Raw genomic sequence first — 18,958 nt, 5'->3', positions numbered from 1 at the left:
TCAGACGCCGCGAGCGAACAGGGCCAGACGTACCCGGTTGGGGCTGTCGGTCTTGGTCATCAGGCTGGTGATGTGGGTCTTGACCGTGGTGACACCGATGTGGAGCTGGTCGGCGATCTCGGTGTTGGACAGGCCCTCGGCGACCAGGTTGAGCACGTCCCGTTCCCGGGCGGTCAGGCCCGGCAGGGCCGGTGGTGACCCGGGGCGGGCGTGCACCGCGCGTTGCACGAGGCGGCGCAGCACCTCGGGGCTGAACGGGCTGTCGCCGACGGCGGCCCGGCGGATGCCGTCCAGCAGCTCGGTCGGGGGTGCGTCCTTGAGCAGGAACCCACACGCCCCGGCGGTCAGCGCTGGGTAGAGGTGGTCGTCGTCGCCGAACGTGGTCAGCACCAGGACGCGGGTGGCGGGGCGTTCGGCGAGGATCCGGCTGGTCGCGGTGATCCCGTCGACACCGGGCATCCGCAGGTCCATGACGACGACGTCGGGGAGGAGCCGCCCGGCCAGCGGGATCGCCTCACGGCCGCTGTCGGCCTCCCCGACGACCTCGATGTCGGGTTGGGCGTCGCAGAGCATGCGCAGCCCGGCCCGGATGAGGTGCTGGTCGTCGACCAGCAGCACCCGGATCACGCCGGCTCCGGCGCGGGCGACCCGGCCGGGGCCTCCCGTTCGCGGGGCACCGACCCGACCGGTGCGTCGGCGGACGCGGCGGCCACGGCCGGAAGGACGGTACGCACCCGCCACCCGGTGTCGGTCGGGCCCGCCTCCAGCCGGCCGCCGAGGACCTCGACACGCTCGCGCATCCCGGTGATGCCGTGCCCGCCACCGGCCGGCACGCCCGCCGGCATCCCGCCGCGCCCGTTGTCGGTGACCTCCCAGTGCACGGCGCCGTCCCGGACAGCGACCACGAGGTGCGCGAGCGCGGAGGTTCCCGCGTGTTTGGCCACGTTGATCAGCGCCTCCTGGGTCAGTCGCAGCACCGCCATGCCGCGCACCGCGTCGAGCGAACCGATCGCCGGGTCGAGATCGGCCTCCACCGTGACACCCGCCTGCCGGGCCCGGTCGATGGACGCGCCGATCGCCGCCGGCAGCGCGGACGGTTCGATCGCGGTCAGCGCCGCGTCGCCGCGTACCCCGTCGGGGTCGCGCAGCACCGCGACCAGCCGGCGCAGCTCCGCGAGGGCCGCGGTGCCGGTGCCGTGCACGTCGTCGAAGACCTCGCCCACCCGGGGGTCCAGGTCGGTGAGCACGTGCCGGGCCACGCCGACCCGCAGGACCATCGACGCCACGTGGTGCGCGACGACGTCGTGCAGCTCGCGGGCGATGGCGCTGCGTTCGTCGGCGCGCGCCGCACGACTCTCCGACGCGTGCTGGCGTTGCTCGGCCACCGCCCGCTCCACGGCCTGCCGACTCAGCTCCCGGTTGGTCCGGATGACGAGGCCGAGCAGCACCGGCACACCGACCTCCAGGGCCAGTCCGACGACGCCGGAGACGACCCTGCCGGCTGGGTCGCCCACCGAGTCGGTCAGGTCGACCACGACCAGCAGCGCGGTGGACAGCCAGATGGTCCGGGGGCGACGCGCCCGCATGGTGATCTCGAGCAGGGCCCAACTCGCGCCGACCTGGTTGATGGTGAAGTCGTCGACCAGGCTGATCGCGACCGTCAGCAGGGCGGCCTGCGCCACCAGGTTGACCACCGGCCGACGGTGCGCCGCCAGCGCCACTGTGAACGCGAGGACCGCGAGGATCCACTGTGTCGTCGTGGGCGTGCTGGTGGAGTGCGGAACGAAGAGCAGGTAGCACAACCCGCTGAGATCGAGCAGCACCATCCGCACGAGGGTGTCCCGCATGTCGAACAGTCGCCCCGGCCAGCTCACGGTGGTCAGCCTAGGTGCTGCGGGCCGGTGGCGACGGCCGTCGGCCGCCGCCACCGGGTCCGGACCGCGAGGTACGCGGCCAGGCCGAGCGGTCCGAGCAGGATGGTCAGCAGCAGCACCGGAGCCATCACCAGCGCCGGCACCCCCCGATCGCGGCTGTCCAACCACGCCCACCGTCCGACGAACAGATCGAACGCGATCATGTGGGCCCAACCCGCCGCGGCCCCGTCGGAGGTGCCGAGCAGGTCGCGTACCCCGGCCAGGGTCGGCGACGCCACGGCCGGCAGCACGTCGTTGAACGCCGGGAGCACCAGCAGCGCGTAGATCACCACGACCGGCAGCACGATCAGCGGTGAGGCGATGATCCGGGCGGTCCACGACCAGCGCGGCAGCAGGATCATCAGCGCCCAGAACGGCGCGGCCACCGCGAACGTCAGGGAGAACAGCGTCCCGGTCATGCGGCCAGCGCCAGTTCCGGGCGACGGCGGCGGGCCAGCACCAGGCCGGTAGCGGTCGCCGTCGCGACCACCAGGGCCGCGACCGCGGCGAGCGTGACGGCGTCCGGCCGCAGCAGCGGCTGTTCGCGCAGGGCCTGCCAGGTCAACAGCACGGTGAGTACGCCGTACGCGACGCCCGCGACGACCAGCAGCCGGGCGCGGGTGCGCTCGTCCAACCGCGTCGCGAACCGGCTCAGCAGGATCGCCAGGATCGGCAACGCCTGGAGGGCGTGCAGCCCCACGAAGTGCCCGATCCGCAGGTCACCGCCTGTAGTGCTCCAGCCCACCAGTGGCAATCCCGGCCCACCGTCGGGCACGCCGACGCTGTGCGCCCCACCGATGCCCTCGATCCCCGGGTCCTGCATCGGCAGCGCCATCGGCACCGCCGCGAGCATGCCCAGCAGGGACAGACCGAGCCCCCACCCGACGGCGGTCGCGGCGACCCGATCGGGGATCCGCTGGATCAGGACCACGATCCCGATGACGAGGTGCGCGAAGAACAGCACCATGATCGCCGCGCCCATCGCCGCGAACAGCGCGGTGTTCAGGGGGGTGGTGTCGTTGAAGTGACTGGTCTGCCCGCGTATCACCTGACCGACGATCACCGCGTTCTCGACGACCGCCACCGCGACGATGACGACGACCGCCCTCTCGACGGCCCGGCTGCGTCGCGGCAGCAGGGAGAGCATCCAGGCGAGCGTCGCGCCGTAGAGCACGAACGACACCGCGAACTTGAACGGCTTCAGCCAGATCGGCGCCCCGGTGAGGACGCGCGGGTCGACGAGGATGCCGACCACGGTGACGACGGCCAGCACCGCCATCACGGATACCAGGAACATCAGCGGGCGGTTCCAACGCGCCGCCCGGCGCACAACAGTAGTCATGCCTGTAGATGTTCGCGGCCGCGCACACCGATCGCGTCCGACCCCGGGCCCCGGTTCCAGCCGCTGGTCGGAGCCCGCCTCCTCCCTGGGTAGGAGAGGAAACCCGTCGAAGCCGCTCGGTGGAGCTGGCACAATGGCCGGCCTGCCGACGGGACGGGGATCGACAATGACGACCAATGCGGACCGTGTCCAACCGAACGAGACCACAGTGCCGCTGCTGCACTGCGCGGCCCCGGAGGAGACCCTGGCGTTCTGGCGGGCCCTCGGGTTCGAGGTGGCCTTTGAGCAACTCAGGCCATACGTCTACCTGGCGTTGACCTGGAGTGGGTTCCAGCTGCACTACGGCCCGGCACCGAAGGATCTCGACCCGGCGAAGGAGCATTCCGGCGGCTGCCTGGTGATGGTGGACGCGGTGGCGTCATACCACGCGGTGTTCGCCGAGGCGATGCGCCGCAGCTACGGCAAGGTGCTGGTCAAGGGCCTTCCCCGGATGACCCGCTACCGGGCCGGGGCGTCGCGGTTCAGCATCGTCGACCCGTCGGGCAACACCATCGTCTTCATCCAGCGGGATGAACCGAAGGACGTGGAGTACGGCGGGTCGAAGGAGCTCGACGGGCTGGCCCGGGTGCTCGACAACGCGCGGATCCTGCGCGAGTTCAAGATGGACGACCGGGCGGCCTATCGGGCGCTCGACTCGGGGATGCGCCGCCGCGCCGAGGACGCGCCGGCGGTCGAGCAGGCGATGGCGCTGGCCGGGCTGATCGAGCTGGCCACCGCGTTGGACAAGGCTGACCGGGTGCCCGAGTGGGGCGCCCGACTCCAGGCGCTGTCGCTGACCCCGGAACAGCGGACGCAGGTGGCGCAGTACGTCGCCGACCCCACCCTCCTCGAACCGTGGTGGCCCGACCCGCGCTGACCCGGCCCCCGCGTCTGGCCCGCCAAGATCCGCACAACTTCCGGGATGTAGGTGCCTCCGCGGCCGGTGAGGCAGCACTTTCCCTGTTCCTGTGCGGATCTTGGCCGAGCGGTTTTAGGCCGTACGGCTCATCGGGCTTGTGCCGCGGCGCTGTGGCGGAACAGCGCCGCCACGCCGGCGAGCATGACAAGTAGCAACCCGGTGAACCAGTTCATCGCCGTGCCGGCGGTGACGGCCTGGGTGGCGACGCCGATGCCGACGGACGGCAGGATCATCCCCAGGTAGCCGATGAGGAACAGCCCGGCCAGGGCCTCGCCGCGCTGCGCGGGTGCGGCCATCGCCGCGACGGCGCCGACGGCGGCCTTGAAGAGCACGCCGGCGCCGATGCCGGCGACCACCCCGCCGACCAGGAACACCGAGAGGCTGGCGGTGTGCATCCCCACCAGCAGGACGGGCACGCCGACGGCCTGGGCGAGCAGCCCCAGGCGCACCTTCGCCGGGGCGGCCAGCCGGCTGGTGAGGGTCTGCGCCACGGCCGCACCGCCGAACACGGCGAACACGATGGTGCCGGCCAGGGCCCGCGACGGGAGGTGCAGGGCACCCGCGACGAAACCCGGGGCGACCGAGGTGAACAGGCCGAACACGGCGAACGAGGCGAACCCGGCGGCTGCCGCGGCCAGGTAGCCGGCGCGGTCCCCGTGGTCGGCGCTGATCCGCTGCGGCCGGTAGGTGGGCTTGACCGGCCGCTCCTCGACGGTCTCCGGGGACAGGGCGACCGCCACGATGCTCACCGCCAGCAGGACGGCGAACACCAGGTACGGCGTACGTAGCGGTGCGTCGACGTACTGGGCGAGGACGCCCGCGACCAACGCGCCGACGCCCAGCCCGCCGATGTTGGCGGCGGTGGAGACCATCTCGAAGCGCTGACGGGACGAGCCGGGCCGGTGTGCGGCGTGCAACTCCTGGAGGTACGCGGTGGCGGTCGCGGTGATCAGGCCGATGCCCAGCCCGCTCACCAGCCGGGCGACCAGCAGCACCGGCAGGGACGGGTCACCCAGGAACAGGGCGGCGGCCACCAGCTCCAACGCCAACGCCGGAATGAGGATCTTCTTGCGGCCGACCCAGTCCGAGACGTGACCGGCGAGCAGCAGGCTGATCACCACGCCCACCGCGTAGACCGCGAACACGATCGTGCCCATGAACGTGGAGAAGCCGTCCCGCGCCATGTAGAGCGGGTAGAGCGGGGCCGGCACGGTGCAGAACGCCATCGCGGTCAGGAACGCCAGGGCGATCGCCCAGAAGCCACGGCCGTGCCGGCGCGACGAGCCGTCGCCGCGGTCGGACGTGGTGGGTCGGGGTGTCAGGGTCGACAAGGACATGACCCCACTGTTGCCCCACCCAAGCATCAGGTCCAACGAAAGTTGATGTTCGCGACGATCGCGATCGGTGATACTTGGTGGTGTGGAGCTCCGCCAACTTGAGTACTTCGTCGCCGTGGCCGAGGAACAGAACTTCACCCGCGCCGCCGCCCGCCTGCACGTCGTCCAGTCCGCCGTCTCCGCCGCGGTCAAGACCCTCGAACGCGAACTGGGCGCGTCACTGCTGGACCGCAACTCCAAGCGCGTACGCCTCACCGACGCCGGTGCCGCGCTGCTGCCGCGCGCCCGGATCGCCCTCGACGCGGCCCGCGACGCCCGCGACGCGGTCGCCGAGGTGCACGGCGGCCTGCGCGGCACCCTGCGCATCGGCACGATGACCTCGATCAGACTCCTGCACCTGCCGGCCCTGCTCGGCGAGTTCCACCGCCGGCACCCCGGAGTGCTGCTGCACACCAGCGTCGCCCCGCACGGCTCCCAGGGGCTCATCGACGCCCTCGCGGAACGCCGGCTCGACCTCGCGTTCGTCTCGCTGCCCGGCACGCCTCCGGCGGAGATCCACCTCACCGAGCTGGCCAGCTCGGTTCTCGACCTCGTCGTCCCGGACGACCACCCGCTGGCGACCCGCGAGGCGGTCACCCTCGCCGACATCGCCGGGTTGGACTTCATCGACTCCCCGGTCGGCTACGGCAACCGGGCCGTGACCGACCGGGCGTTCGCGGCCGCCGGCCTGTCCCGGCGCGTCACGATCGAGATCCCCGACATCGCCACCGGCGCCGAACACGTGCGGCACGGGCTCGGCATCGCGCTGCTGCCCCGCTTCGCCGTCGCCGACGACCACGGGGTGCGCCTGCTGAGCGTCGCCGGCGTCGACCTGAACTGGACGGCGTCCCTTGCCACCCCGGTGGACCGCCCGGTCGGGGCCGCCGCCCGTGCGCTGATCAGCCTGACCGCCGAGTTCCTGCCCTGACGGGCCGCGGATCCGCTTTGCCCCCGATGCCACCTCTGCCCGCACGTCTGCTCATTCCACGGAACGGCACGAAATTACCGCTTTAGGGTAAGTGAGTCGAACGCGCCTACCTGCTCCGATAGCTTTCGAAGGAGAGGAAAACTCGTATTCCTCCCTTCGGGTGCACAAGGAGTCAGTGATGAAGCGCAGTGTGGCGCTCGCGGCAGCCCTCCTGGCAGGTCTGACCAGCATCGGATCGATCCCCGGGGCCGCCTTCGCCGATGGCGGCGGCCCCGGGTACCACGACGACCGCAAGGGGGGTGATCACCACCACGGCGACGAGGGCGCGGTCTTCGTCCAGACCAACAAGGCCGAGGGCAACACCATCAAGGTGTACGACCGCGACGAGGACGGCCGCCTCACCAAGGCGGGCGAGTACGAGACCGGCGGGCTGGGCGGCTTCACCATCGGCGCGCCGCTCGACGCGCTGGCCTCGCAGGGCTCCCTCACGTACCACCGCGGACTGCTGTTCGCGGTGAACGCCGGCAGCAACACCGTGACGGTCTTCCGCGTCGAGGGCACCAAGCTGCACAAACTCCAGGTCATCTGGTCCGGGGGTCTGCTGCCGGTCAGCGTCGCGGCCCGTGGCGACCTCGTCTACGTCCTCAACGCCGGCGGCGAGGGCTCGGTGCAGGGCTTCGAGCTGCACAAGGGGCGCCTGTCGCGGATCGAGGACGCCAACCGGTCGCTCGGGCTGCACAACGGCAACCCGCCCGCGTTCGGAACCGCCCCGGCCCAGGTCAAGATCGACCCGGACAGCGAGTTCGTCCTGGTGTCGACCAAGGCCGCCAACGTGATGTTCAGCTACGAGATCGGTCGCAACGGCAAGCTGTCCCGCAACCCCGTCATCAGCGACGCGGGGAACACCCCGTTCGGCTTCACCTTCGACACCGATGACTCGCTGCTGGTCACCGAGTCGGGTGCGAACGCGGTCAGCCGGTTCGAGCTGGAGGACGACGGCGCGCTCGACCAGGTCGGACCGTCGGTGCCGAACGGACAGCAGGCGCCATGCTGGATCCAGCGCGTCGGCGACTACTTCTTCGTCGCCAACGCCGGCAGCTCCACCATCAGCTCATACCGGGTCGACGACGACGGCAAGCTCGAACTCGTCAAGAACGTCGCCGCCGACACCAACGGCGGGTCGATCGACATGACCAGCAGTGACGGCTTCCTGTACGTGCAGAACGCCACCGCCGGCAACGTGCAGGGCTACAAGGTGCACGAGGACGGCTCCCTGAATCTCGTCACCACAGTGGAGGGTCTGCCGAAGTTCGCCGACGGCATCGGCATGGAGGGCATCGCCGCCTCCTGAGCGCACCACCCGCTGGCCCCGGTCGTTCATCGACCGGGGCCAGCTCCCGCCGGTTTCTAGACGGCATCCGCTGAGTCCGGCCGCGTTCGCTCGCCCCATCGGACGACCGCCGGGGCGGCGAGCCCGACCGCGACGAAGATGCCACCCATCAGCAGCCAGCCGGGGGCACCCCAGGCGATGCAGAGCAGGCCCAGGAGGGAAGGGGCGGCGACGTTGGCCAGGCCCGTGCCAAGGCCGGAGATCCCCATGTACTGCCCCTGCGCGTGCGCGGGAGCGAGCCGGAACTGCAACTCGAGTGAGCCCGCCGCGTGCCACAACTCGCCGACGGTGTGCGAGGCGACCCCCAGCGTGAGCACCGTGACGGCGACCCATCCGGGCATTGCCGACGTGGTGGCGATCAGGGCCATTCCGATCAGGAACGCCAGCCCGGAGCGGCGCATCGCCCGACCTGCCGCTGAACTGGTGTCGACCCCCCGGCTCGCTCTGACCTGCAGCGTCGCCACGAGTGCGGTGTTGACCAGCACGGCCACCCCGACGAACCAGCGTGGCGCGTCGGTCTCCGAGATGATCCACACCGGCAGCGCGAAGACCAGTACCTGGCCCTGTATTCCCAGGATGGCGTCGAGCACTGTGACTGTCAGAAACGGCCTGTCCTTCAGTGCGATCCAACGCCCGGTCAACTGGGGCGCTGGGACGGGCGGCAGCGAGGGCAGTCGAGTGATGATGGCGGCGCATGCCACGAAGCTGACGGCGTTGCCGACGACCAGGGCCAGATAGGCCGCGCGGGTGTCCAGTTGCACCGCTGCGCCGGCGGCGAGGGCGCCGCAACATCCCGCGAGGTTGGCGATCGACCGCAGATAGGCCCGGTACTGGCCAAGGTTGGCGCCGCCGAAGCCACGCACCAGCGGACCGCGAGATGCCCCGCCGGCTGAGTGCGCGAGCTGGGTCAGGCAGACCAGGACGACAAACGGCCAGAACGTGTGCACGAAGGCCAGAGCGGCCATGGTGGCGGCTCGGATGACCAGGGTCAGCAGATAGATCTCGCGCGGGCCCCGACGATCGGCGAGATGCCCCACCGGAACTCCGGCGAGCATCCCGACGAGCGCCGCGATGCCCATCCCCAGAGCGACCTGCGCAAGGGGAAGACCGACGGATCGGGTGAAGAAGAGCACGGCGGTGGCCATGAAGATGCCACTTCCGAGCATGTTGACGAAGGTCGCGACGGCCAGGACGCGCCGAGGGCCGTGATCGGGGATGAGTCCTCGGGCAACGAGCCACGAGGTGTCGCGCGGAGGAATGGGAACGGGCGTTGTCGCTGTCTGCACAGTGACGAACCTTCCGGCCGAGATGCCGGAGAGTCCGGCGTCACGAAGCTCGGACCAGCGCGCCGAATCCGATCCGATTGACGCTCAGGTCGCCGAGCGTCCAGGTACCCGCGGATTCCGCACCGATCATGTTGGTCGGGCATTGGGCGAACTTAGCCACCGCCGCTGACCTGCGCAGTCGGGCGTCTGCCCGATACCGATCGGGAAGGATCACTGTTAGGTTATCTATCGTGGGAAGCGCTTTGCCGGCAGCGCCGTGACAGCCCGCAGTTCATTCGGGGCCTGAGCGCATTCGCGTTCCGCACCTGACGACAGGCCGTCCCGAAGACGAAGCCTTGACCGAGTCCTGGCCGACAAGGCGTACACAGCGCGAGCGAATCGGGCCCACCCGCGGCGGCGTCAACCGGCTCGACCGCAGCGCGCTAGGAGGCCAACCGTTCGCGCGCGGTGCGCGTCGGTCGGGGGAGTTCGGCGCTGCCGTCCGACGTGTTGATCTCCGACCAGACGGCGTCGAGGGAGAGGCCGAGGACGTCGGCGATCGCCGCGATGGTCGGAAACGCGGGGGTGGCTATCCGGCCGGACTCGATCTTTCGAAGGGTCTCCGGCGAGACGCCCGCGTCCAACGCGGTGAGGAGCATCGAACGCTCTCCACGGGCTCGACGCAGGAGGGCACCGAGGCGCTGTCCGCGTTCGAGCTCTGCGGGAGTGAGCGGCAACCTGACCATGCTCCGATTCTAGTACCGGGATAATATGGCCGGGATACTTATTGGTCGTCCGAGGAAGGCGCTGCATGATCGAGATCCTGAGCCCCACCGACGTGCTGCGAGCGAAGGGCGCCGGCGCGCTGGTCGCCGGCATCCTGCAGACGCTGAAGAGCCGCTGCGTGGTCGGCACCAACCTCCTGGACATCGACCGGTGGGCGCAGGCCATGATCACCGAGGCCGGGGCGCAGTCCTGCTACGTCGACTATGAGCCGTCCTTCGGTCGCGGGCCGTTCGGCCACTACATCTGCACGTCGGTGAATGACGCCGTGCTGCACGGATTGCCGTACGACTACCCGCTCGCCGACGGCGACCTGCTCTCGCTCGACCTCGCCGTCTCCCAGGGTGGAGTCGTCGCGGACTCGGCGATCAGCTTCATCGTTGGCGACGTGCGGCCCCCGGAGAGCGTCGCGCTGATCGAGGCGACCGAGCGCGCCTTGCAGGCGGGGATCGCCGCCGCCGGCCCCGGCGTCCCCATCGGTGACATCTCCCACGCGATCGGCTCGGTCCTCAAGGCGGCGGGATACTCGGTCAACACGGAGTTCGGCGGCCACGGCGTCGGATCGACGATGCACCAGGACCCGCACGTCTCCAACACCGGGCGCCCCGGTCGCGGCTACCGGCTACGCCCGGGGCTGCTGCTGGCGCTGGAGCCGTGGGTGATGGCGGACACCGCCACGCTCGTCACCGATGCCGATGGCTGGACCCTCCGTAGCGCGACGGGCTGCCGGACGGCGCACAGCGAGCACACCATCGCCATCACCGACGACGGTGCGGACGTGCTCACCCTGCCGACGCCCTGACCCGTACGCGACGATCGACGCCCGCACCGGTCAGCCGAAGACGGGCCGCCCACGATGGACGATTAACCGGCGGCCGAAGGGGCACGTCCCTCCGTGGCACCCTGCCGGATCGCGTTCAGAATGAACCGATCGGTCATATTTTCCGTGATGACGGTCAGGGTCACCCACCAGAGTCACGGAGGCACGATGTCAACGGTTCGAACTGGTCCGGTCATCGGACTGCTCGTGCAGATCGTCCTGCTGGCGGTGCTGGCGGAGACAGTCGGTCTGGGCGCGGCGGGCTGGGTGGCGGGGCTGGCGTACGGGGTGGCCCTGTGCGCCCTGCTCAGCCGGGGAATGTCCCGCTCGGGCGCGGGTGCGCTCAGCCCGGCCGACCGGGTGACCCTGAGCCGGGCGATCCTCGTCGGCGGCGTGACGGCCCTGGCCGCCGACTCGTTCGGCCGGTCGGCGCCGATCACGGTGATGGTCGTCCTCACCAGCGTGGCGTTGGCCCTCGACGCCGTGGACGGGTACACGGCCCGCCGCACCGGGACCACCAGCGAGCTCGGCGCGCGCTTCGACATGGAGATCGACTCCTTCCTGGTCCTGGTGCTCTGCCTGCACGTGGCCCCCGCGGTGGGTGGCTGGGTGCTCGTGATCGGCGCGATGCGTTACCTCTTCGGCGCCGCGACCTGGGTGTTGGAGTGGATGCGGGGATCCGCGCCGCCGCGTTACTGGAGCAAGGTCGTCGCCGCGATCCAGGGCGTGGTGTTGACGGTGGCGATGGCCGACGTGCTGCCCCCGCCGCTGACGACAGTGGTGCTGGTGGCGTCGGTGGCGCTGCTGGTCGAGTCGTTCGGGCGTGACGTCGCCTGGCTCTGGACGACCCGGCGCCTCCGCCACGCAGTCATCCACGACGCCCAGGGTGCGATGGTTCAGCCGGTCAGCTCGCAGAGCCACGGCGCCCCAGGCGCCGGAGCGGGGCTGGCCGAGCTGATCCCGAGCACTACCGATGGGCTGCCGTGGTCGGACCGTCCCACTGTCGCCGTGGCCCGACGCGGGATCGCCCGCGTCTGAGCCGCCCGGATGCCGCTCCCAGCAAAGATCATGGAAGGATGCCCGGGTTGTCGCTCTTGACGCGCGTACGTCAGTTGCCGAGCCAGGGACGGAGGGCGATGAGGGGCGAAGCCTCGGGCGGGACCGCTGACGGCACCGACGTCGAGGATCGGCCGAAACGCTCCATCGCCGCCCGGCTGACGACCGTGCTGGCCGCGCTGCTTGTGCTGCTCGTCCTCACCGTGCCGTACGACTTCGGCCGGCTCAGCCCGGCGGCGTTCGCGCGGATCCCCCTGGAGGCGCTGCTGGTCGTGGCCCTCCTGCTCGCCCTGCCGTCTCGTGGCAGCCGACTGGTCGCGACGCTGGCCGGCGTGGCCCTCGGCCTGCTCGGCCTGTTGAAGCTGCTCGACCTGGGGTTCACCGCCTCGCTGAGCCGGGCGTTCGACCCGGTGCTCGACTGGGCGCTCCTCGACGAGGGGTTCGCCTTCCTCAGCGAGTCGTACGGTCGACCCGCCGCCATCGGCGTCGCCATCACCCTGGCGGTGGTGTTCGTGGGCCTGCCCACACTGGTCACGCTGTCGATGCGGCGGCTGCGGCGACTGGTGGTCCGGCACCGCACCGGGACCACCCGGATCGTGGCCGCGCTGGTGGTCGTCTGGGTGGCCTGCGCCGCGTTCAACGTGCGGGTGGTCGAGGGCGTGCCGGTCGCCGACACGTCCGCGACCACCCTGGCCAACGGTCACGGCTTCCAGGTGCGCCTGCGCCTCGACGACCGCGAGACGTTCGGCGCGTTGATTGAGGCCGACAGGTTCGGCGACACCCCGGGTGACCAGCTACTGACCGCGCTGCGCGGCAAGAACGTGGTCGTCGCCTTCGTGGAGAGCTACGGCCGGGATGCCGTCGAGGACCCGGAGTTCGCGCCGCAGGTCGGCGCGGTCCTCGACCGCGGCACCAGCGAGCTGGGCGCGGCGGGTTTCGCCGCGCAGAGCGGCTTCCTCACCTCGCCGACTTTCGGTGGCGGCAGTTGGCTCGCGCACGACACGTTGCTCTCCGGCCTCTGGATCGACAACGACCAGCGGCACCGCACCCTGCTGGCCAGTGACCGGATGACCCTCAACGGCGCCTTCCGACGGGCGAACTGGCAGACCGTCGGCGTGATGCCAGCCGTCACCAGGGCATGGCCGGAGGGTTCCTTCTTCGGCTACGACCGGTTCTACGACGCCAAGGCTCTCGCGTACCGTGGCCCGAAGTTCAGCTTCGGCACCCCGCCCGACCAGTACACCCTGGCCAGCTGGCAGCGCCTGGAGCAGGCGAAGCGCGACGGCAACGTGATGACCGAGCTGGCGCTGGTGTCGAGTCACGCGCCCTGGACGCCCGTCCCGCCGCTGCTCGACTGGGCCGACGTCGGCGACGGCGCGGTCTACCGTGGGGCTGGCGCGCGCAGGTCGGACGACAAGCGCCGCAACACCGCCCAGATCCGGGCGGACTACCGAAAGTCCATCGAGTACACCCTCGGCTCGCTCATCTCCTACGTGCGGACCTACGGAGACGACGACCTCGTGTTCATCGTCCTCGGTGACCACCAACCCGCCGCGGTCGTCACCGGCGAGAACGCCAGCCACGACGTGCCGATCTCGATCATCACCCGTGATCGGGCCGTGTTGGACCGGATCTCCGGGTGGGGCTGGCAGGACGGGCTGAAGCCCGGGCCGCAGGCGCCGGTCTGGCGGATGGACGCCTTCCGGGACCGGTTCCTGACCGCCTTCGGACCGTAACCCGGCCACCTCTCTCACGGACTGGACACCAGACAGATGACGGCTACCACCGACACCAGGATCGCCGCGCTCCGGAACGACCCGGCCCTGTCCCTGCTGCACCGGTCGCTGGACGTCTACTACGGCGATCCCGAACGGGACGCGAGGATGGACGCCTTCTACTCCCGCTTCGTCGGGAGTGGGGACCTCGTCTTCGACATCGGCTCCCACGTGGGCGACCACATCGCCAGCTTCCGTCGCCTCGGTGCCCGGGTCGTCGCTGTGGAACCGCAGCCGCTGTGTCTGCGCGTCCTGCGGGCGATCTACGCCGACGACGACCAGGTGACTGTTGTCGACGCAGCGTGCGGCGCACTCCCTGGGCGCACCCGGTTGCACGTCAACTCCGCCAACCCCACCGTCTCGACCGCCTCACCGGACTTCGTCCGCGCCGCGAAGGGCGCGGGCGGGTGGGAGGGCGAGGTGTGGGACACCGACATCGAGGTCCCGGTGGTCACCGTCGACGCGCTGATCGAGACGTACGGCGTGCCGACCTTCACCAAGATTGACGTTGAGGGTTTCGAGGACGAGGTGCTGGCCGGCCTGAGCCGCCCACTGCCCGCGTTGTCGTTCGAGTTCACCACCATCGCGCGTGCGGTCGCCGACCGGTGCCTCGATCGCCTGACCGCGCTGGGCTTCGACGGCTTCGACGTCGCGGTGGGCGACGACAAGTCGATGACGTTCCGGCGTTGGATGCCCGCGACCGACCTGGCCACGCACCTGCACGAACTGCCGCACGCCGCGAACTCCGGCGACGTGTACTGCGTGTCCGGGAGCCAGGCGGCCCCCACCGAGAGCTGACCGGAGCACGCGTCACCGCTTCGGTCCACCGTGAACGGCATCGGGCCCGACGATCAGATGATCGGCCGCTGGCGGTGGGACGGACCAGCGCGGGATGATCGACGTTCGTCTCGACGCCGAGCCGAGCCACGCGATCGCGGGGAAGAGGGTGCCGGTGACCCCGACACAGCTGCGCGCGTACGTCGCCGTGGTCCGGCTGGGCTCGGTCAAACAGGCCGCCGCGGAGCTTCAGGTCTCCGAGTCGGCGGTGTCGCTGCACATCGCCCAGCTGCGCAAGGAGTTCGGCGACAAGCTCTTCGCCCGGACGGCGGCGGGCCTCGCGTTCACCCCGGGTGGGCTGCGGCTGGCCAGTCGCGCGGCGGAACTGCTGGGCCTGCAGGACCGCACCATGCTGGAGGTCAGCGCCGCGACGCGCGGCCGACGGATGCTGCGGGTCGCCGCGTCGAGCCTGTTCGCCGAGTTCGCCGCGCCGGGGCTGATCGAACTCTTCGCGAAGCGGGCCGCCGACCTCGACGTCGAGTTGAGCGTGCGCAACCCGGGGTCGTTTGAGTCGCTGTTGTTGACCCGCGCCGTGGACATCGCGATCGGGCCGCAACCCTCGGTCGTCGACAGCGCCATCGGCTGCCGGCCGGTGATGAACTACCGGCTCGTGATCGCCGTCGGTCCGGAGCACCCACTGGCTGGCCTGGCGGCGTCCCCAGGGCAGTTGCGGGAGCAGACCTGGCTGCTCGGGCCGTCGGCCGCCACCGAGTGGGGCGCGGTCCCGGCGCTGCTGCGCCGGCTGGCCGTGCCGGACGAGCGGCAGCAGATTTTCCAGAGCCACGCGGCCGCGCTGGGGGAGGCCAAGCGGGGCAGGGGGGTGGCACCGGCCCTCGCGTTCACCGTCGCGCCCGACATCCGTCAGGGCCAGCTCGGGCAGGTGGTGGGGCCGCACGCGACGATGGAAGCGGTGTGGCATGCGCAGGTGCTCGCCACCCCCGGTTCGATGTCGGCCGCCGAGGAGCTGTCGCGCTTCTCATCGACGCCCAGGGCGATTCAGGCGATGATGCGCGGCGCGGGCGTCAGCGTCGGCCATTTCCGGCCGTCGGTGCACGTGACGCTCTGGAGCTGACGGGCGACGACCAGCAGGTCCTGGAAGGTACCGGCCGGCAGCATCCGGTCGCAGTAGGGGAGTGCGGCGGCCATCCCGCCGACCCGGGGGGCAAAGCCGGGAGCGCCGGCGCGGGGATTCAACCAGACGATCCGGTACGCGCGCCGGCTCAGCCGGGCCATCACCGTCGCCAGAGCGGCGGGCGGATCGCTGTCCCAACCGTCCGACCCGATCACCACCACCGCCCCGCGTACGGCCTCCGCGTGGTGGGAGGTGAGCAGGGCACGCAGGTTCGTGGCGATCCGGGTGCCCCCGTACCGGTCGGTCACGGCGGCGCTGGCCTGCGCGACCGCCTCGGCCGCCGAGGTGTGCCGGAGCAGCACTGTGAGCCGGGTCAGCGTCGTGGCGAACGCGAACACCTCCGCGTCGGCGACCACCGCGAACGCCCGCATCAGATGCAGGTACGCGGTCGCCTGCGCCCGCATCGACTCGCTGACGTCGCAGAGCAGCACGACCCGGCGTGGCCGTCGTACCGGGCGCGCGCGGACGACCTCGACGGGTTCCCAGCCGGTACGCCGGGCCCGGGCGATGGTGGCCCGCAACGCGATCCGGGCACCGGACGAGCCGATGCTGTGCCGCCGGGTGCGTCGGGTCGGCCAGCCGGCGACGGCCGCGCGCAGGGCGTCGCCGAGTTGCGTGACCTGTGCGGCGTCGAGTTCGTCGAACGGACGGTCGGCGAGCCCGGTGTGGGCGCTCGGGCGTCGCTCGGGCAGTCGCAGCACTGTGTCGCGCTCGGGTGTCTCGGCGACCGCCGGCGGCACTGTCGCCCACGGCAGGCCGCCGCCCGGCCCCGCGTCGTCGGTGTCGGCCGGCACCCGGACGTACACGTCGTCGGGGCCGCCGGTCGGGGGCGCGGACCGCTGCGATCGGGGCAACGGCGGCGGGTCCGCGAAGACCGCCGCGAAGACCCGGTCGAACGCGGGGACGTCGGTGTGCCGTCGCACCAGGCTGATCCGGGCGGCCCAGTAGAGCGACGACATCGAGTCGGGCGGGCTGGCGGCGAGCGCCCGGACGAAGTCGTCGACGCTGGTCAGCCCGGTCGGAACGCCGGCTCGGCGCAGCCGGCTGGCGAGGGCCACCGCGAACGCGGCCCGGTCCACGCCGCGCAGCACGCCCGGGCTCACCGGCGCGCGACCAGCCAGGCGATCACCGCGCCGACCGCGACCAGACCGACGAGCACCGGTACGAGGCGCTTGGTGACCGACCCGCCGGCGATGCTGAGCAGGTCGAGCGCCTCCGGCTCGGCGGTCGGCGCGACACGTACGGCATCGCCCGACGGCCTGACGACCGACGGCCCGGCGGCCGACGGCGCGACCGGTGGCGGCGAACCTGGCCGTGACGAGACCGGCGACGGTCCGACGACCGACGGTGCGACCGGTGACGGCTCGACGGGTGAGGGTGCCACGGCGGCGGTGCTGGGGGTGGTCGCGACCGCCGTGGCGGACGCGGCCGGGGTTGGCTCGGGCGGCGCGGCGGACGTGGCCGTCACGGGTTCGGCGTTCGGATGCGGGGCCGGCGGTTCGGCGGCGAGCTTGGCCTCCAGGTTGGCGACGAACTGGGCCAGCAGTTTGCCCGACACCTCCTTGATCATGCCGCTGCCGAACTGGGCCAGCCTGCCGGAGATCTTCAGATCGGTGTCCACACTGACCAACGTCCGGTCGCCGTCCGGCCGCAGGTGCGCGGTGACCAGCGCGGACGCGGTACCGGCCGAGCGGGCGTCACGGCCCTTCGCGTCGATCACCCCGCGATACGCGGCGTCGTCCTTCTCGACGAACCGGGCGGTGCCCGCGAACTCCGAGACGACCGGCCCGACCTTGACCCGCACCCGGCCCTGGTAGACGTCGCCGTCGACGTCGGTCAGTTGGGCGCCCGGCAGGCACGGCGCGAGCCCCTCCAGGTCGGTGAGCACCGCCCAGGCCTGTTCGATCGGGACGGTGACCGCGAACTCGTTGGTGATCTTCATGGCGGACTCTCCTGGTAGGCGCCGAGCGCGGCGGCGACCACGGCGCGGTCGTCGGGGGTCTTGGCGATGGTGCCGATGGTCTGCGCGACACCGTCGGCGGCCAGGTCGGTGACGCCCAGCACGGACAGCGCACCGACCCAGTCGATGGTTTCCGCCATCCCGGGCGCCTTCTCCAACTCCCGGTGGCGTACGCCGCCGATGAACTGCACGGCCGTCTGGATCAGCGGCCCGGTCGCGCCCGGTACGGCTCGGCGGACGATCTCCACGGCGCGGGCCGGTTCGGGGAAGTCGATCCAGTGGTACAGGCAGCGGCGGCGCAGCGCGTCGTGCAACTCCCGGCTGCGGTTGGAGGTGAGCACCACGACGGGTGGGGTGCGGGCGGTGAAGGTGCCGAGTTCGGGGATCGTGATGCCGGCCTCGCCGAGGAACTCGAACAGCAGCGCCTCGAACTCGTCGTCGGCCCGGTCGATCTCGTCGATCAGCAGCACCGGCGGGACCGGCCCACTGTGGCGTACGGCCCGCAGGATCGGCCGTTCCTGGAGGTACTCGGCGCTGAACAGGTCCGCGTCGGTGAGCCGGGTGTGGTGCGCCTCGGCGAGCCGGATCGCCAGCAGTTGCCGCTGGTAGTTCCACTCGTAGAGCGCCTCGCCCGCGGTGAGCCCCTCATAGCACTGCAACCGGATCAGCGGTGTCTCCAGCGCGCGGGCCAACGCCTTCGCGGCGGCGGTCTTGCCGACCCCCGGCTCGCCCTCCAGCAGCAGGGGCCGGCCGAGGCGCAAGGCCAGGAACAGGGCCATCGCCATGCCGTCGTCGACCAGGTAGTCGACGGCGTCGAGGCGGTGCCGGACGGCTTGGGCGTCCTTCATGCCTCGCCCGCCAGCAGGCGCTCGTAGTCGGCTCGGGTGTCCACGTCGATCGGCACCGGCCCGTCGACGGTCACCTCGGTCACCGGGTGGCGTCCGGAGTGCAGGAGCTTCCAGACGGCCTTGTCGCCGTGCAGGTCGTACAACTCGGGCAGGACCTCCCGGCCGAAGCGGAAGGGGTGGCCCAAGCCGTCCGCGTACCGGCACACGGCCAGCGGGGTGCCCGCCGCGGCGACCCGGCGGACGTCCGCGGCGCGGACGCCGGGCTGGTCGCCGAGGAGCAGCACGAGCGCGTCGGCGCGCGGGTCCACCGCACGCGCGGCGGTGCGCACCGACGACCCGCAGCCGGTGCTGAACGCCGGGTTCTGCACGACCTGGCAGCCGGTCAGGTCCACCCGGTCGCGGATGTCGCCCGCCGCGCCGCCCACTGTGACGAGCAACTGGTCGAAGCCGCACGAGCGGGCCAGGTCGACTGTGGCGTCGAGCAGCGTCCGCCCCCGGTACGGGAGCAGTTGCTTGGGCTCACCGAGCCGCACCGACGCTCCCGCGGCGAGCACCACGCCGGTCAGGAACACGTG

19 protein-coding genes are annotated in these 18,958 nt (G+C 71.4%); 8 read left to right on the top strand and 11 right to left on the bottom strand.

The window, feature by feature from the left end; genetic code table 11:
• From MED15_RS02020 to MED15_RS02005, 4 genes are read right to left on the bottom strand one after another with little or no spacing between them, the layout of a single operon-like run.
• Window positions 1-627: a response regulator transcription factor gene (locus MED15_RS02020; protein ID WP_112605650.1), complete on the bottom strand. Its 627-nt coding sequence runs from the start codon at window positions 625-627 to the stop codon at window positions 1-3.
• Window positions 624-1,874, bottom strand: a complete 1,251-nt coding sequence (locus MED15_RS02015; RefSeq protein ID WP_112725537.1) for a sensor histidine kinase — start codon at window positions 1,872-1,874, stop codon at window positions 624-626. The genes MED15_RS02020 and MED15_RS02015 overlap by 4 nt, the downstream gene beginning before the upstream one ends.
• 5 nt (window positions 1,875-1,879) lie before the next feature.
• A complete protein-coding gene (locus MED15_RS02010; protein WP_112725426.1) occupies window positions 1,880-2,332 on the bottom strand; it encodes an ABA4-like family protein in 453 nt (150 codons plus the stop codon).
• On the bottom strand, window positions 2,329-3,255 hold the full coding sequence (locus MED15_RS02005) for a hypothetical protein (protein WP_112725425.1): 927 nt from the start codon (window positions 3,253-3,255) through the stop codon (window positions 2,329-2,331). The genes MED15_RS02010 and MED15_RS02005 overlap by 4 nt, the downstream gene beginning before the upstream one ends.
• Before the next feature lie 166 nt (window positions 3,256-3,421).
• Here MED15_RS02005 and MED15_RS34465 point away from each other — a divergent pair, with 166 nt between their 5' ends.
• Complete coding sequence (locus MED15_RS34465) at window positions 3,422-4,171, top strand: VOC family protein (protein ID WP_112725424.1); 750 nt, start codon at window positions 3,422-3,424, stop codon at window positions 4,169-4,171.
• A gap of 128 nt (window positions 4,172-4,299) precedes the next feature.
• Here the strand turns inward: MED15_RS34465 and MED15_RS01995 are convergent, their stop codons facing one another.
• The gene (locus tag MED15_RS01995; protein WP_112734655.1) at window positions 4,300-5,550 is read right to left on the bottom strand and encodes an MFS transporter; all 1,251 of its coding nucleotides are present in this window, start codon (window positions 5,548-5,550) and stop codon (window positions 4,300-4,302) included.
• A gap of 82 nt (window positions 5,551-5,632) precedes the next feature.
• Here MED15_RS01995 and MED15_RS01990 point away from each other — a divergent pair, with 82 nt between their 5' ends.
• Together MED15_RS01990 and MED15_RS01985 are read left to right on the top strand one after the other, a co-directional pair.
• A complete protein-coding gene (locus MED15_RS01990) occupies window positions 5,633-6,517 on the top strand; it encodes a LysR family transcriptional regulator (RefSeq protein WP_112725422.1) in 885 nt (294 codons plus the stop codon).
• A 178-nt stretch (window positions 6,518-6,695) separates the two neighbouring features.
• The gene (locus MED15_RS01985; RefSeq protein ID WP_112734654.1) at window positions 6,696-7,868 is read left to right on the top strand and encodes a lactonase family protein; all 1,173 of its coding nucleotides are present in this window, start codon (window positions 6,696-6,698) and stop codon (window positions 7,866-7,868) included.
• A 56-nt stretch (window positions 7,869-7,924) separates the two neighbouring features.
• Here the strand turns inward: MED15_RS01985 and MED15_RS01980 are convergent, their stop codons facing one another.
• Together MED15_RS01980 and MED15_RS01975 are read right to left on the bottom strand one after the other, a co-directional pair.
• Window positions 7,925-9,193: an MFS transporter gene (locus MED15_RS01980; protein WP_279636229.1), complete on the bottom strand. Its 1,269-nt coding sequence runs from the start codon at window positions 9,191-9,193 to the stop codon at window positions 7,925-7,927.
• 422 nt (window positions 9,194-9,615) lie between these two features.
• Window positions 9,616-9,918: a helix-turn-helix domain-containing protein gene (locus tag MED15_RS01975; protein ID WP_091399313.1), complete on the bottom strand. Its 303-nt coding sequence runs from the start codon at window positions 9,916-9,918 to the stop codon at window positions 9,616-9,618.
• Window positions 9,919-9,983: 65 nt separating this feature from the next.
• Here MED15_RS01975 and map point away from each other — a divergent pair, with 65 nt between their 5' ends.
• The 5 genes from map to MED15_RS01950 all read left to right on the top strand — a co-directional run bounded on the left by map (window position 9,984) and on the right by MED15_RS01950 (window position 15,515).
• Window positions 9,984-10,757, top strand: a complete 774-nt coding sequence (map, locus tag MED15_RS01970) for a type I methionyl aminopeptidase (RefSeq protein WP_091399310.1) — start codon at window positions 9,984-9,986, stop codon at window positions 10,755-10,757.
• Window positions 10,758-10,943: 186 nt separating this feature from the next.
• A complete protein-coding gene (locus tag MED15_RS01965) occupies window positions 10,944-11,813 on the top strand; it encodes a CDP-alcohol phosphatidyltransferase family protein (protein ID WP_112589371.1) in 870 nt (289 codons plus the stop codon).
• A 98-nt stretch (window positions 11,814-11,911) separates the two neighbouring features.
• The gene (locus tag MED15_RS01960; RefSeq protein WP_244220330.1) at window positions 11,912-13,567 is read left to right on the top strand and encodes a sulfatase-like hydrolase/transferase; all 1,656 of its coding nucleotides are present in this window, start codon (window positions 11,912-11,914) and stop codon (window positions 13,565-13,567) included.
• Window positions 13,568-13,603: 36 nt separating this feature from the next.
• On the top strand, window positions 13,604-14,404 hold the full coding sequence (locus MED15_RS01955; RefSeq protein ID WP_112698122.1) for an FkbM family methyltransferase: 801 nt from the start codon (window positions 13,604-13,606) through the stop codon (window positions 14,402-14,404).
• 154 nt (window positions 14,405-14,558) lie between these two features.
• Entirely contained in the window at window positions 14,559-15,515 is a 957-nt protein-coding gene (locus MED15_RS01950; RefSeq protein ID WP_112698183.1) for a LysR family transcriptional regulator, read from the top strand.
• On the opposite strand, the gene MED15_RS01945 is transcribed toward MED15_RS01950, so the two are convergent.
• From MED15_RS01945 to MED15_RS01930, 4 genes are read right to left on the bottom strand one after another with little or no spacing between them, the layout of a single operon-like run.
• Window positions 15,440-16,666, bottom strand: a complete 1,227-nt coding sequence (locus MED15_RS01945) for a vWA domain-containing protein (protein ID WP_244220329.1) — start codon at window positions 16,664-16,666, stop codon at window positions 15,440-15,442. The genes MED15_RS01950 and MED15_RS01945 overlap by 76 nt on opposite strands.
• A gap of 8 nt (window positions 16,667-16,674) precedes the next feature.
• Window positions 16,675-17,517, bottom strand: a complete 843-nt coding sequence (locus MED15_RS01940; RefSeq protein WP_112698120.1) for an SRPBCC family protein — start codon at window positions 17,515-17,517, stop codon at window positions 16,675-16,677.
• The gene (locus MED15_RS01935; protein ID WP_112589381.1) at window positions 17,514-18,383 is read right to left on the bottom strand and encodes an AAA family ATPase; all 870 of its coding nucleotides are present in this window, start codon (window positions 18,381-18,383) and stop codon (window positions 17,514-17,516) included. The genes MED15_RS01940 and MED15_RS01935 overlap by 4 nt, the downstream gene beginning before the upstream one ends.
• Window positions 18,380-18,955, bottom strand: a complete 576-nt coding sequence (locus MED15_RS01930) for a nucleotidyltransferase family protein (RefSeq protein WP_112698119.1) — start codon at window positions 18,953-18,955, stop codon at window positions 18,380-18,382. The genes MED15_RS01935 and MED15_RS01930 overlap by 4 nt, the downstream gene beginning before the upstream one ends.
• Window positions 18,956-18,958: the final 3 nt, after the last annotated feature.

It is taken from the genome of Micromonospora noduli (assembly GCF_003264475.1).
In the GTDB taxonomy this organism is placed as follows: domain Bacteria; phylum Actinomycetota; class Actinomycetes; order Mycobacteriales; family Micromonosporaceae; genus Micromonospora; species Micromonospora noduli.
Note: the sequence above shows the minus strand (reverse complement) of the source record. Positions and strands in the feature narration are given on the sequence as shown.